The 13,796-nt window shown below is 22.6% G+C and carries 21 protein-coding genes; 13 read left to right on the top strand and 8 right to left on the bottom strand.

Annotated elements, in window-relative coordinates; translation table 4 throughout:
* Positions 1-49: 49 nt before the first annotated feature.
* On the bottom strand, positions 50-988 hold the full coding sequence (locus AACK86_RS00600; protein ID WP_338981502.1) for a hypothetical protein: 939 nt from the start codon (positions 986-988) through the stop codon (positions 50-52).
* 422 nt (positions 989-1,410) lie between these two features.
* Between AACK86_RS00600 and AACK86_RS06690 the strand changes: the two genes are divergently transcribed.
* The 7 genes from AACK86_RS06690 (at position 1,411) to rlmB (ending at position 6,625) form a co-directional block, all read left to right on the top strand.
* The gene (locus tag AACK86_RS06690; RefSeq protein WP_338982632.1) at positions 1,411-1,863 is read left to right on the top strand and encodes a transposase family protein; all 453 of its coding nucleotides are present in this window, start codon (positions 1,411-1,413) and stop codon (positions 1,861-1,863) included.
* A complete protein-coding gene (locus AACK86_RS06685) occupies positions 1,848-2,240 on the top strand; it encodes a transposase family protein (RefSeq protein ID WP_422398306.1) in 393 nt (130 codons plus the stop codon). Before AACK86_RS06690 ends, AACK86_RS06685 begins: the two co-directional genes overlap by 16 nt.
* Positions 2,241-2,334: 94 nt before the next feature.
* Entirely contained in the window at positions 2,335-2,715 is a 381-nt protein-coding gene (locus AACK86_RS00590; protein ID WP_422398310.1) for a transposase family protein, read from the top strand.
* Positions 2,716-2,809: 94 nt separating this feature from the next.
* On the top strand, positions 2,810-3,190 hold the full coding sequence (locus tag AACK86_RS00585) for a transposase family protein (RefSeq protein ID WP_422398310.1): 381 nt from the start codon (positions 2,810-2,812) through the stop codon (positions 3,188-3,190).
* Between the two features lie 295 nt (positions 3,191-3,485).
* Positions 3,486-4,315 (top strand): IS5 family transposase gene (locus tag AACK86_RS00580; RefSeq protein WP_338982052.1). Its coding sequence is split into 2 segments (ribosomal slippage): positions 3,486-3,882 and positions 3,882-4,315, totalling 831 coding nucleotides; the frame shifts between segments, so codons are not numbered across the junction.
* 291 nt (positions 4,316-4,606) lie between these two features.
* The gene (gene cysS / locus AACK86_RS00575) at positions 4,607-5,863 is read left to right on the top strand and encodes a cysteine--tRNA ligase (protein ID WP_338982051.1); all 1,257 of its coding nucleotides are present in this window, start codon (positions 4,607-4,609) and stop codon (positions 5,861-5,863) included.
* 42 nt (positions 5,864-5,905) lie between these two features.
* Positions 5,906-6,625 (top strand): 23S rRNA (guanosine(2251)-2'-O)-methyltransferase RlmB, encoded by a 720-nt coding sequence (rlmB, locus tag AACK86_RS00570; protein ID WP_338982050.1) that lies wholly within the window; start codon positions 5,906-5,908, stop codon positions 6,623-6,625.
* 197 nt (positions 6,626-6,822) lie between these two features.
* On the opposite strand, the gene AACK86_RS06680 is transcribed toward rlmB, so the two are convergent.
* Both AACK86_RS06680 and AACK86_RS06675 read right to left on the bottom strand, forming a co-directional pair.
* Positions 6,823-7,215, bottom strand: a complete 393-nt coding sequence (locus AACK86_RS06680) for a transposase family protein (protein ID WP_422398306.1) — start codon at positions 7,213-7,215, stop codon at positions 6,823-6,825.
* Positions 7,200-7,652: a transposase family protein gene (locus AACK86_RS06675; RefSeq protein WP_338982632.1), complete on the bottom strand. Its 453-nt coding sequence runs from the start codon at positions 7,650-7,652 to the stop codon at positions 7,200-7,202. The genes AACK86_RS06680 and AACK86_RS06675 overlap by 16 nt, the downstream gene beginning before the upstream one ends.
* Before the next feature lie 236 nt (positions 7,653-7,888).
* On the opposite strand from AACK86_RS06675, the gene AACK86_RS00560 reads away from it, so the two are divergent.
* From AACK86_RS00560 to AACK86_RS00545, 6 genes are all read left to right on the top strand, one after another.
* Positions 7,889-8,206, top strand: coding sequence for a hypothetical protein (locus AACK86_RS00560; protein WP_338982049.1), 318 nt, complete (start codon positions 7,889-7,891; stop codon positions 8,204-8,206).
* 19 nt (positions 8,207-8,225) lie between these two features.
* Positions 8,226-8,462, top strand: a complete 237-nt coding sequence (locus AACK86_RS06670; protein ID WP_422398249.1) for a helix-turn-helix domain-containing protein — start codon at positions 8,226-8,228, stop codon at positions 8,460-8,462.
* Between the two features lie 200 nt (positions 8,463-8,662).
* Positions 8,663-9,055 (top strand): transposase family protein, encoded by a 393-nt coding sequence (locus AACK86_RS06665; protein ID WP_422398306.1) that lies wholly within the window; start codon positions 8,663-8,665, stop codon positions 9,053-9,055.
* A gap of 240 nt (positions 9,056-9,295) precedes the next feature.
* Entirely contained in the window at positions 9,296-9,667 is a 372-nt protein-coding gene (locus tag AACK86_RS06660; protein WP_422398253.1) for a helix-turn-helix domain-containing protein, read from the top strand.
* On the top strand, positions 9,652-10,044 hold the full coding sequence (locus AACK86_RS06655; RefSeq protein ID WP_338982644.1) for a transposase family protein: 393 nt from the start codon (positions 9,652-9,654) through the stop codon (positions 10,042-10,044). Before AACK86_RS06660 ends, AACK86_RS06655 begins: the two co-directional genes overlap by 16 nt.
* Positions 10,045-10,198: 154 nt before the next feature.
* A complete protein-coding gene (locus AACK86_RS00545) occupies positions 10,199-10,687 on the top strand; it encodes a transposase family protein (protein ID WP_422398222.1) in 489 nt (162 codons plus the stop codon).
* Positions 10,688-10,840: 153 nt separating this feature from the next.
* Here AACK86_RS00545 and AACK86_RS00540 read toward each other — a convergent pair whose 3' ends face one another.
* From AACK86_RS00540 to AACK86_RS06650, 5 genes are all read right to left on the bottom strand, one after another.
* Complete coding sequence (locus tag AACK86_RS00540; protein WP_338982048.1) at positions 10,841-12,094, bottom strand: hypothetical protein; 1,254 nt, start codon at positions 12,092-12,094, stop codon at positions 10,841-10,843.
* A 353-nt stretch (positions 12,095-12,447) separates the two neighbouring features.
* A complete protein-coding gene (locus AACK86_RS00535) occupies positions 12,448-12,759 on the bottom strand; it encodes a hypothetical protein (protein ID WP_338982047.1) in 312 nt (103 codons plus the stop codon).
* Between the two features lie 22 nt (positions 12,760-12,781).
* Positions 12,782-13,030, bottom strand: coding sequence for a hypothetical protein (locus AACK86_RS00530; protein ID WP_338982046.1), 249 nt, complete (start codon positions 13,028-13,030; stop codon positions 12,782-12,784).
* Between the two features lie 2 nt (positions 13,031-13,032).
* Positions 13,033-13,176, bottom strand: coding sequence for a hypothetical protein (locus AACK86_RS00525; RefSeq protein WP_338982044.1), 144 nt, complete (start codon positions 13,174-13,176; stop codon positions 13,033-13,035).
* Positions 13,177-13,388: 212 nt separating this feature from the next.
* The gene (locus tag AACK86_RS06650) at positions 13,389-13,781 is read right to left on the bottom strand and encodes a transposase family protein (protein WP_338982644.1); all 393 of its coding nucleotides are present in this window, start codon (positions 13,779-13,781) and stop codon (positions 13,389-13,391) included.
* Positions 13,782-13,796: the final 15 nt, after the last annotated feature.

Genomic DNA, 13,796 nt, shown 5'->3' with positions numbered 1-13,796 from the left:
CTTAATAAAAATACGAAGCAGTTTTAAAAATTATTAAATAATAAATTACTTAAAACCGTTGGTGTTGTCTTTTAGTATCAACATTTGATAAATCAATGACTAGCGGTTGATCATCTTTTTGAAGTAATGCTTGAAATACTTGATAAACAATAGTATACATAAAAATTAAATTTATCGTTGCTCCAATATTACTAAAAAATCCACGATTTTCACGACTAAACATTTGACTTAAATAACCAATAGTATTAATTACAAGAACAATAAGCATTTTAACTAATATAAAAATAATACTAAAACCAATCATTAACTTAGCAAACTGATCATTAAACGACATTACTGGCACATTTTGTAAAGAATTACTATCTGGTAAATTAACATTTTTTAATTTACTAATTGACAATAAGCCCATCACCCCAAATAATAAGAATACCCCAGCAACACTTAAAGTAATAACAAAGGGTTGTTTTATATTGACAATTTCACTATTAAGATTTTTTGTCAATAGTAAAACAGCAGTAAACATTATTAACATCGCACCTGATAAAGCAAAAACACTTGATTCATGTAATGCCATTTTTCTTTTCGCTTTAATACCCGTCTCAATTCTTTTTTGATCTAATGAAAGCAACATAAATCCAGTAAAAAATGTCATATTAAAAAAACTATAAACTAAAATTAATCAACGATGTTTAATAAATTGCTCATCATTAAGTGATATTGCTCATTTAATAATTAAAGCACTATAAATTAATTGCATTGCTCCCATATAAATAATTAATGCTACAACTGGAAAATAACCCTTATTTATAATATCAGTAATTACCCTACGAAAATCATTATCATAAGCTGTTAACTCCGTAATCTGATTTCTTAATGCTGCAATTGTATAAAAAGCAATCATTGTTAACACAAAGAACGCGCCAATAAACACAAAAACATTAGCAAAAATTATAAAAAAACGGCGAAATGTAAAATTAGAATTTCTCATTATAAAAAACCTCCTTCATTTAATTATATCCTATCTTGTTTAAAAAAGAAAAACAAAATATCTAAACTAATTCTGACATTTTTTAAAGCATCTAATCAACTAGCAAGCAATATTATAAAATAATACCGTTCCTTGAAGATAAATAACAAAGTGAAAGATTTTTGCAACATTAGAAAAATTAACTACCACTTCAATATTAGAATCAATTTTTTTTAAATCATTATTAATTTTTTCTGTTAAATCATCAAGATTTTTAAGATTAAAAAATATTTGGTTATCTTCAAAATATTCATCAATTAATCTTCGCTCATTTTCAATATTATATTTAATATTTTTTAATCTTAACTTAAATATTAGACTTCTTGCGATACCTTTTTTATTAAAATATTCTTATAAAATATAATTTATGAGGATATCAAAATATGAACAATAATAAATTTAATACTCTTAATGATAAAGAATGGTTAAGATTAACAGGAATAAAAAAATCCACTTTTAATAAAATGTTAGATATTTTACAAGTAGCTGAAATAGAAAAATTTAAAAAAGGTGGTAAAACTAATAAATTATCACTAGAAAATAGATTATTGATGACTTTATCATATTGACGAGAATATCAGACTTATTTTCATCTTGGTAAAAATTTCGGAATTAGTGAAGCTAATTGTTATCGGAATATCAAGTGAATTGAAGATATTTTAATTAAAAACTCTGATTTTCAACAACTTGCTGGTAAAAAAGCACTAATAAATGATTATTTTAATGATAAAACTATTATTATTGATGCTACCGAAACTCCAATCCAACGCCCAAAAAAAGACAAAAACAATCTTATTCTGGTAAAAAGAAAAAACACACCATTAAAACACAAGTAATTATCGAACAAGAAACCAGAAAAATTATTGCAACAAGTTTTTCACTTGGGAAAAAACATGATTATGCTTTATTTAAAGAATCAAAAATCCCAATTTTAAAAAATACCAAATTAATAGTTGATAGTGGTTATCAAGGAATACAAAAAATTCACAATAATGTTCTAATACCTACAAAGAAAACAAAGAAAAACCATTTAAATAAAGCACAAAAACAACATAATAGACTAGTTTCAAAAATGAGAATTATTATTGAAAATATTTTTGCTATTCTTAAAAAATTTAAAATTATGACAGAAAAATATCGTAATCGTAGAAAAAGATTTGGTTTAAGATTTAATTTAATTGCCTCAATTTATAATTTGCAATTATTAATTTAACATAAAAGATTTATTTAAAATTAAAGAATTTAAATAATAAATTCATTTTTTGTTGTGGCAAAATATTAATTTTTTAGATAAAAGACATAATTAATTAAAATTATATTTTTCTATTACTGTCTTTTTACAAATATTTGTAATTTTTTTAATAGGTTATGCAAGAAGTCTATTTAAAGAATCAAAAATCCCAATTTTAAAAAATACCAAATTAATAGTTGATAGTGGTTATCAAGGAATACAAAAAATTCACAATAATGTTCTAATACCTACAAAGAAAACAAAGAAAAACCATTTAAATAAAGCACAAAAACAACATAATAGACTAGTTTCAAAAATGAGAATTATTATTGAAAATATTTTTGCTATTCTTAAAAAATTTAAAATTATGACAGAAAAATATCGTAATCGTAGAAAAAGATTTGGTTTAAGATTTAATTTAATTGCCTCAATTTATAATTTGCAATTATTAATTTAACATAAAAGATTTATTTAAAATTAAAGAATTTAAATAATAAATTCATTTTTTGTTGTGGCAAAATATTAATTTTTTAGATAAAAGACATAATTAATTAAAATTATATTTTTCTATTACTGTCTTTTTACAAATATTTGTAATTTTTTTAATAGGTTATGCAAGAAGTCTATTTAAAGAATCAAAAATCCCAATTTTAAAAAATACCAAATTAATAGTTGATAGTGGTTATCAAGGAATACAAAAAATTCACAATAATGTTCTAATACCTACAAAGAAAACAAAGAAAAACCATTTAAATAAAGCACAAAAACAACATAATAGACTAGTTTCAAAAATGAGAATTATTATTGAAAATATTTTTGCTATTCTTAAAAAATTTAAAATTATGACAGAAAAATATCGTAATCGTAGAAAAAGATTTGGTTTAAGATTTAATTTAATTGCCTCAATTTATAATTTGCAATTATTAATTTAACATAAAAGATTTATTTAAAATTAAAGAATTTAAATAATAAATTAATTTTTTGTTGTGGCAAAATATTAATTTTTTAGATAAAAGACATAATTAATTAAAATTATATTTTTCTATTACTGTCTTTTTACAAATATTTGTAATTTTTTTAATAGGTTATGCAAGAAGTCTATTAAATAAAACAAATAATTTTGAAATTGAAATTGAAAATCCATAATAACTAAATTCAATAGACTTCTTGCGATACCTTTTTTATTAAAATATTCTTATAAAATATAATTTATGAGGATATCAAAATATGAAAAATAATAAATTTAATACTCTTAATGATAAAGAATGGTTAAAATTAACAGGAATAAAAAAATCCACTTTTAATAAAATGTTAGATATTTTACAAGTAGCTGAAATAGAAAAATTTAAAAAAGGTGGTAAAACTAATAAATTATCACTAGAAAATAGATTATTGATGACTTTATCATATTGACGAGAATATCAGACTTATTTTCATCTTGGTAAAAATTTCGGAATTAGTGAAGCTAATTGTTATCGCAATATCAAGTGAATTGAAGATATTTTAATTAAAAACTCTGATTTTCAACAACTTGCTGGTAAAAAAGCACTAATAAATGATTATTTTAATGATAAAACTATTATTATTGATGCTACCGAAACTCCAATCCAACGCCCAAAAAAAGACAAAAACAATCTTATTCTGGTAAAAAGAAAAAACACACCATTAAAACACAAGTAATTATCGAACAAGAAACCAGAAAAATTATTGCAACAAGTTTTTCACTTGGGAAAAAACATGATTATGCTTTATTTAAAGAATCAAAAATCCCAATTTTAAAAAATACCAAATTAATAGTTGATAGTGGTTATCAAGGAATACAAAAAATTCACAATAATGTTCTAATACCTACAAAGAAAACAAAGAAAAACCATTTAAATAAAGCACAAAAACAACATAATAGACTAGTTTCAAAAATGAGAATTATTATTGAAAATATTTTTGCTATTCTTAAAAAATTTAAAATTATGACAGAAAAATATCGTAATCGTAGAAAAAGATTTGGTTTAAGATTTAATTTAATTGCCTCAATTTATAATTTGCAATTATTAATTTAACATAAAAGATTTATTTAAAATTAAAGAATTTAAATAATAAATTCATTTTTTGTTGTGGCAAAATATTAATTTTTTAGATAAAAGACATAATTAATTAAAATTATATTTTTCTATTACTGTCTTTTTACAAATATTTGTAATTTTTTTAATAGGTTATGCAAGAAGTCTAGTAATCTTACCATAATATTTTAACTATGTTATAATATTTTTTAGATTATATAGGTGAATTTAATGCAAATATGAGATAGTAAACAACAACAAAAAATTAAAATCAATGACTTGATAGTTACAATGTATGTTTGTGGACCGACAGTTTATGGTGATATTCATATTGGGAATATGCGACCAATTTTTATTTTTGATATTTTGCAGCGATTATTTATGGTTACTAAACAGAAAGTTTTTTATGTGCAAAATATTACTGATATTGATGATAAAATTATTCGTCAAGCTCATTTAGAAAAAATAACGGAAAAGGAATTAACAGAAAAGTATACTAAAAGTTATTTTGAGGTTTTAAAACAGTTAAATGTTTATGAACCAAATTTATTTGTCAAAGTAAGTGATAATATTGCTGATATTATTAAATTTATTGAACGGTTAGTTAAAATTGAAGCTGCTTATGTTAAGAATGGTAATGTTTATTTAGCAATAAAAAAATATTTTCAATCTTATGGACAATTATCAAAGAAAAATTTAAAGGATTTGCAAGTAGGAATTAGAGTTGCAATTGATAGTAATAAAAATTATGTTAATGATTTTGTTTTATGGAAAAAAACCGATCAGGGGCAAAAATGAACTTCGCCTTGAAGTGAAGGCAGACCGGGATGACATACTGAATGTGCGTTATTTATTAATAAATATTTTAAACAGCCGATTAATCTTCACGGGGGTGGTATTGATTTAATATTTCCTCATCACGAAAATGAAAGAATTCAATTGTTGGCATTAAATAAGCAAGAACCTGTTAAAATATGACTTCATAATGGTCATCTATTTTATGATGATGTCAAAATGTCAAAATCTCTTAAAAATACTATTGTTGTTAAAGAATTTTTGCGCCATTATGATGCTAATGTTTTACGATATTTATTAGCGCTAACCCATTATTCTAAGCCGTTAAATATTACTAAAAATTTTATTATTCAAGGAAAAGAAAAAGTTGCAAAAATTCATCAAATATTAAAAGAAAGTTTAGTAATCTCATTTTTAAATGGCGAGGTTAATACTAATGAAAAAAATGAACAACTTGTGATGCAAGTGGTAAATTATTTACAAGATGACCTTAACTTTGCTAATGCTTGAGTAATAATTGAACAAATTATTAAGGAAATTAATAATATTTTAAAATGAAAATCGGGAGCAATTTTACCATTATTTAATACTCTGCAACAATGTTTATTTCTTTTAGGTTTACAATTTTCATTAGTTTCGTTTGATGATGATGTGAAACAATTATTATTATCTTGACAAGATGCACGTAAACAAAAAAAATATAATTTAGCAGATAAAATTAGAGAACAATTACAAGCGAAGAATATTTTATAAAATATGTTCAAAAATAATTTTCTTTATTAAGGAGTAACAAAAATGGCAAATTATATTTATGGTAAAAATCCTTTAAAACAATTGTTAGCTGATGACCGCCAACGAATTGAAAAAGTTTTTATTTTACCACAAGAAAAAGCTATTATTGAACAATTAAAGCAGGCGAATATTTCTTATGTTATTAGTAATAAAGAACAATTATTATTTTTAGTTAAACATTCAAAACATCAAGGAATTGTGTGTTTAATTAAGGAATATGTGTATTCTTCTTTAGAAGTAGTTTTACAAAAAATAAAAACTAAGAAATACCCTTTAATTTTAATTTTAGATCAAATTGAAGATCCAAGAAATTTTGGAGCAATTTTGCGAAGTTGTGATGCAGTTAATGTTGATGCGGTTATTATTTTGAAGCAAAGACAAGTAGAATTAAATGCTACGGTTGCAAAAACTTCTGTTGGTGCGATTAACTATGTGCCAGTTGTGAAAGTGACTAATCTTAGTAATACTTTAACGACATTAAAAGATAATGGTTTTTGGATTGTTGCTAGTGCTTTAAATACCGAAATTAATTATTATAATGTTGACTATAAAAAACCGATTGCTTTAATTGTTGGTAATGAGGGTAAAGGTGTTAGTCAGAAACTTTTAAATAATTCTGATTATATTGTTAAAGTACCAATGCAAGGTCATATTAATTCTTTAAATGTTGCTGTTGCTAGTGCTTTGCTATTATATCAAGTTCGGAATAATCAAAATAATTAAGGAGTTTAAATGGAAGATAATTAATTAATAGACTTCTTGCATAACCTATTAAAAAAATTACAAATATTTGTAAAAAGACAGTAATAGAAAAATATAATTTTAATTAATTATGTCTTTTATCTAAAAAATTAATATTTTGCCACAACAAAAAACGAATTTATTATTTAAATTCTTTAATTTTAAATAAATCTTTTATGTTAAATTAATAATTGCAAATTATAAATTGAGGCAATTAAATTAAATCTTAAACCAAATCTTTTTCTACGATTACGATATTTTTCTGTCATAATTTTAAATTTTTTAAGAATAGCAAAAATATTTTCAATAATAATTCTCATTTTTGAAACTAGTCTATTATGTTGTTTTTGTGCTTTATTTAAATGGTTTTTCTTTGTTTTCTTTGTAGGTATTAGAACATTATTGTGAATTTTTTGTATTCCTTGATAACCACTATCAACTATTAATTTGGTATTTTTTAAAATTGGGATTTTTGATTCTTTAAATAAAGCATAATCATGTTTTTTCCCAAGTGAAAAACTTGTTGCAATAATTTTTCTGGTTTCTTGTTCGATAATTACTTGTGTTTTAATGGTGTGTTTTTTCTTTTTACCAGAATAAGATTGTTTTTGTCTTTTTTTGGGCGTTGGATTGGAGTTTCGGTAGCATCAATAATAATAGTTTTATCATTAAAATAATCATTTATTAGTGCTTTTTTACCAGCAAGTTGTTGAAAATCAGAGTTTTTAATTAAAATATCTTCAATTCATTTGATATTGCGATAACAATTAGCTTCACTAATTCCGAAATTTTTACCAAGATGAAAATAAGTCTGATATTCTCGTCAATATGATAAAGTCATCAATAATCTATTTTCTAGTGATAATTTATTAGTTTTACCACCTTTTTTAAATTTTTCTATTTCAGCTACTTGTAAAATATCTAACATTTTATTAAAAGTGGATTTTTTTATTCCTGTTAATCTTAACCATTCTTTATCATTAAGAGTATTAAATTTATTATTGTTCATATTTTGATATCCTCATAAATTATATTTTATAAGAATATTTTAATAAAAAAGGTATCGCAAGAAGTCTAATATATCAATACCAAATTGCCTATCAACAACCAGCGTTTATATTTTTATGAAAAAAATATTTTAATTTAATTGAAAAAATTACTTTTATAACTTTTCGAAAATTTTCATCAATTCCTCTAGAATTAAGTGATTTTAGTTCTTTACAATATTTTTCATTTTATAACAGTATGAAAACTTATCGGGAAACAGCAAATAAAAGTTTTTCTAATTATATGCAACAAAGATTAAAATGAAATTTATTGCAATATATTAGAAAATACATTAATAAGAAGCATGCCATAATGAATTATGCCATTAGTTATGATACGCAATATGAGAGAACAACGGTTGAACAATCATATTTAGTAGCTGAACCTAAATGGATTAATTATGGTTTGTCATTTTTAACTAAATTAGAAAATGAAGTTATTTTATTAAAGTCACAAGATTATTCTAATAGACTTCTTGCGATACCTTTTTTATTAAAATATTCTTATAAAATATAATTTATGAGGATATCAAAATATGAACAATAATAAATTTAATACTCTTAATGATAAAGAATGGTTAAGATTAACAGGAATAAAAAAATCCACTTTTAATAAAATGTTAGATATTTTACAAGTAGCTGAAATAGAAAAATTTAAAAAAGGTGGTAAAACTAATAAATTATCACTAGAAAATAGATTATTGATGACTTTATCATATTGACGAGAATATCAGACTTATTTTCATCTTGGTAAAAATTTCGGAATTAGTTAAGCTAATTGTTATCGCAATATCAAATGAATTGAAGATATTTTAATTAAAAACTCTGATTTTCAACAACTTGCTGGTAAAAAAGCACTAATAAATGATTATTTTAATGATAAAACTATTATTATTGATGCTACCGAAACTCCAATCCAACGCCCAAAAAAAGACAAAAACAATCTTATTCTGGTAAAAAGAAAAAACACACCATTAAAACACAAGTAATTATCGAACAAGAAACCAGAAAAATTATTGCAACAAGTTTTTCACTTGGGAAAAAACATGATTATGCTTTATTTAAAGAATCAAAAATCCCAATTTTAAAAAATACCAAATTAATAGTTGATAGTGGTTATCAAGGAATACAAAAAATTCACAATAATGTTCTAATACCTACAAAGAAAACAAAGAAAAACCATTTAAATAAAGCACAAAAACAACATAATAGACTAGTTTCAAAAATGAGAATTATTATTGAAAATATTTTTGCTATTCTTAAAAAATTTAAAATTATGACAGAAAAATATCGTAATCGTAGAAAAAGATTTGGTTTAAGATTTAATTTAATTGCCTCAATTTATAATTTGCAATTATTAATTTAACATAAAAGATTTATTTAAAATTAAAGAATTTAAATAATAAATTCGTTTTTTGTTGTGGCAAAATATTAATTTTTTAGATAAAAGACATAATTAATTAAAATTATATTTTTCTATTACTGTCTTTTTACAAATATTTGTAATTTTTTTAATAGGTTATGCAAGAAGTCTAATAAATTTAATACTCTTAATGATAAAGAATGGTTAAGATTAACAGGAATAAAAAAATCCACTTTTAATAAAATGTTAGATATTTTACAAGTAGCTGAAATAGAAAAATTTAAAAAAGGTGGTAAAACTAATAAATTATCACTAGAAAATAGATTATTGATGACTTTATCATATTGACGAGAATATCAGACTTATTTTCATCTTGGTAAAAATTTCGGAATTAGTGAAGCTAATTGTTATCGCAATATCAAGTGAATTGAAGATATTTTAATTAAAAACTCTGATTTTCAACAACTTGCTGGTAAAAAAGCACTAATAAATGATTATTTTAATGATAAAACTATTATTATTGATGCTACCAAAACTCCAATCCAACGCCCAAAAAAAGACAAAAACAATCTTATTCTGGTAAAAAGAAACAACACACCATTAAAACACAAGTAATTATCGAACAAGAAACCAGAAAAATTATTGCAACAAGTTTTTCACTTGGGAAAAAACATGATTATGCTTTATTTAAAGAATCAAAAATCTCAATTTTAAAAAATACCAAATTAATAGTTGATAGTGGTTATCAAGGAATACAAAAAATTCACAATAATGTTCTAATACCTACAAAGAAAACAAAGAAAAACCATTTAAATAAAGCACAAAAACAACATAATAGACTAGTTTCAAAAATGAGAATTATTATTGAAAATATTTTTGCTATTCTTAAAAAATTTAAAATTATGACAGAAAAATATCGTAATCGTAGAAAAAGATTTGGTTTAAGATTTAATTTAATTGCCTCAATTTATAATTTGCAATTATTAATTTAACATAAAAGATTTATTTAAAATTAAAGAATTTAAATAATAAATTCATTTTTTGTTGTGGCAAAATATTAATTTTTTAGATAAAAGACATAATTAATTAAAATTATATTTTTCTATTACTGTCTTTTTACAAATATTTGTAATTTTTTAATAGGTTATGCAAGAAGTCTATTATTGATGCTACCGAAACTCCAATCCAACGCCCAAAAAAAGACAAAAACAATCTTATTCTGGTAAAAAGAAAAAACACACCATTAAAACACAAGTAATTATCGAACAAGAAACCAGAAAAATTATTGCAACAAGTTTTTCACTTGGGAAAAAACATGATTATGCTTTATTTAAAGAATCAAAAATCCCAATTTTAAAAAATACCAAATTAATAGTTGATAGTGGTTATCAAGGAATACAAAAAATTCACAATAATGTTCTAATACCTACAAAGAAAACAAAGAAAAACCATTTAAATAAAGCACAAAAACAACATAATAGACTAGTTTCAAAAATGAGAATTATTATTGAAAATATTTTTGCTATTCTTAAAAAATTTAAAATTATGACAGAAAAATATCGTAATCGTAGAAAAAGATTTGGTTTAAGATTTAATTTAATTGCCTCAATTTATAATTTGCAATTATTAATTTAACATAAAAGATTTATTTAAAATTAAAGAATTTAAATAATAAATTCATTTTTTGTTGTGGCAAAATATTAATTTTTTAGATAAAAGACATAATTAATTAAAATTATATTTTTCTATTACTGTCTTTTTACAAATATTTGTAATTTTTTTAATAGGTTATGCAATAAGTCTAATATTTACTAAGTATTTTTTGGGATAAAAGGTAATTAACGAACGATAAAAGAAACCAATTTGAATAAAGTAATCTTTGTTATAGTTGTCTACTCCTTTAAAATCAATCTCGGTATGAGTTTTTTCGTCCATGTCAAAAGTCGCATAAAATAAGCTAGCAAAAAAGTTGCCAAGGATTTCATAGATTTCATCAAAAATATTTTTGTAATCGCTGTTATTAATACTAGGAATGTTGTTTTTAAAATAAAGGTAAATGTCATTTCGTAAATCAGGGTCATAGCGTAGAAAACTAAATTTAACATTAAGATAATTTAAGGTTCCAAAAAGGTACTTAATTAGATAATAATCATTAGTATTTTCGCTGTTATATTTTCAGATTTTACTTTCACCGTGTAATAATTGTAAATAGTTATTACCTGCGATTAAGGTTTTATTAAAAGCTTTAATTTTTAAAATATTTGTATTAATTTCGTCTTCACTAGTAGAAGTTTTGTGATAAAAATAGCTTTCGTTTTTAAAACCATGATTTTTAATGGCGAATTCTTTATAGTACCATTTTTCTAAAGTGTCAATGAAATTGAATACTGGCGTTCAATAGAGATAAGAATAATTAAATTTATCAAAATCACCACGATGAATCATTAAGTAATCAAGATTATCAACAACATCGTTATAGTTATGGTTGCCATCAAATTTGATGGTTGTTTCTGGCAAATCAATGTCCGTACTTGGTTTAGTTTCTAATTTTGCTAAAAATTTTTTAATATGAAATCTGTTTGACCTGGGATAACTATACTCTTGTATTGTTATTTTTACATCTTTAATTTTTTTAGCAGTATAAAAATATTCAATATTTGTTTTTTGAAAATCTTTATCAAAAAATTCTCTTTCTTCTGGAGTGCTGTTTTCTTTTTTATAATTATAAATTTCTTTAATTTCTTTAAATACTAGTTCACTGGTAAAGACAGCAAAACCCCTAGTTTTTTCTCCATAATTTTTTATTTCCAAAGGTAATTGCTCTTTTACTGAGTCAATATTAATATATAGTGGGTTACTGCCTTTTTTATACAATGATTGTAAATAACTGTTATTTATTTCTGAAAATTTTACGTCATATGTTTTATATTGAATTTCTCTTTTATTTCTAACTAGTTGCATTGCCGTTTTCTCATTGTTAATGTTTGGGGGGATGGTAAAAATGTTATTAAAACTAATAATTATCACGGTAAATATTTTCATAAACATTTTTATCACTCCTTTTTAAAATATTTTATTTTTCGTTGTTCTTTCAGTTTTGATTTTTTTAATAAGTCACTCAATGCTACAGTTCATAATTACTGCTATTGTAATGCATATATCTAAATATCCTAGTATCATAAGTGAAATTAATGCTTCAAATTTTTCATATAATAATTTCAAATCATTAATTTCCAATTTTAAAAATGGAATGAAAAAGATAATAATCATAAAAATGTAAGTCAAAATTCTCCATCAATATTTTTTTAAAGAATTAATTAGTTTGTTTGATTTCATTTTTCAAGGCTCTTGTTGCTTTAATTTTCTGAATAATAAAGCAGATTAATTTTTCAAATTTAATTGCAAAATATATTGCTCCACCTCATCAAAAAAACAAATATTCCCGCTAGCATAATACCACTATTGAACTTGCCAAAGAATTCAACCATCTGTTTATTCATAAAATCATTAAATTCGTTACTTGTTCCGGTTATTCATTTAGTATCACTTACTGTTAATGCACAAATTAATAAGCTTATAAAGATAAAAATAATACTTAATACTATTTTTAACCACTGTTTTTTAAAAGAATTTTTAATCTTTAATTTTAATGGTATTTTTTCTTTTGAATTATCTTTTTTAAATAATTTTACTAAAAGTTTTTTCATTTTAACTCTCCTTTCATATTTTTTATCGTCCTTTAATCACAATAAATAAAGCAATAAGTACACAAGTGACACCAAGAATGGTAAAGATTGGATGTTGAGAAAATGTCCGGGCCATTGGTTTAAATAGTTCTAAAATTGTTAAATTGCTAGTAATAAACTTTTGGAAATTGGCAAGTCCTTCGCTAATATAGTTTGTTAAATTTTCAAAATGACTACCAGCTAATAACCCAAGAACAGTTATTAAGATAAAAATAATAATTAGTTTAAACATTTTTAGTTACCTTGTTTTGTTTTTATTGGTTTTATTTGTTTTTTAGCTTTTCCTCACGCACTTAAACGACCTTTATTTTTAACAGCATATTGGCGTTGTTTTTCTAAATTAACTTGTTGACTACCAAATCCAAGAATAATTGCCATAAGAAATTCTACAGCCAGCGTTAAAAATAAAGGAAATATTAATTAGACTTCTTGCATAACCTATTAAAAAAATTACAAATATTTGTAAAAAGACAGTAATAGAAAAATATAATTTTAATTAATTATGTCTTTTATCTAAAAAATTAATATTTTGCCACAACAAAAAATGAATTTATTATTTAAATTCTTTAATTTTAAATAAATCTTTTATGTTAAATTAATAATTGCAAATTATAAATTGAGGCAATTAAATTAAATCTTAAACCAAATCTTTTTCTACGATTACGATATTTTTCTGTCATAATTTTAAATTTTTTAAGAATAGCAAAAATATTTTCAATAATAATTCTCATTTTTGAAACTAGTCTATTATGTTGTTTTTGTGCTTTATTTAAATGGTTTTTCTTTGTTTTCTTTGTAGGTATTAGAACATTATTGTGAATTTTTTGTATTCCTTGATAACCACTATCAACTATTAATTTGGTATTTTTTAAAATTGAGATTTTTGATTCTTTAAATAAAGCATAATCATGTTTTTTCCCAAGTGAAAAACTTGTTGCAATAATTTTTCTGGTTTCTTGTTCGATAATTACTTGTGTTTTAATGGTGTGTTTTTTCTT

It is taken from the genome of Spiroplasma endosymbiont of Eupeodes luniger, assembly GCF_964019525.1.
In the GTDB taxonomy this organism is placed as follows: Bacteria; Bacillota_I; Bacilli_A; order Mycoplasmatales; family Nriv7; genus Nriv7.
The sequence above is the reverse complement of the archived record's forward strand: the minus strand, read 5'-3'. Positions and strand labels throughout refer to the sequence as shown.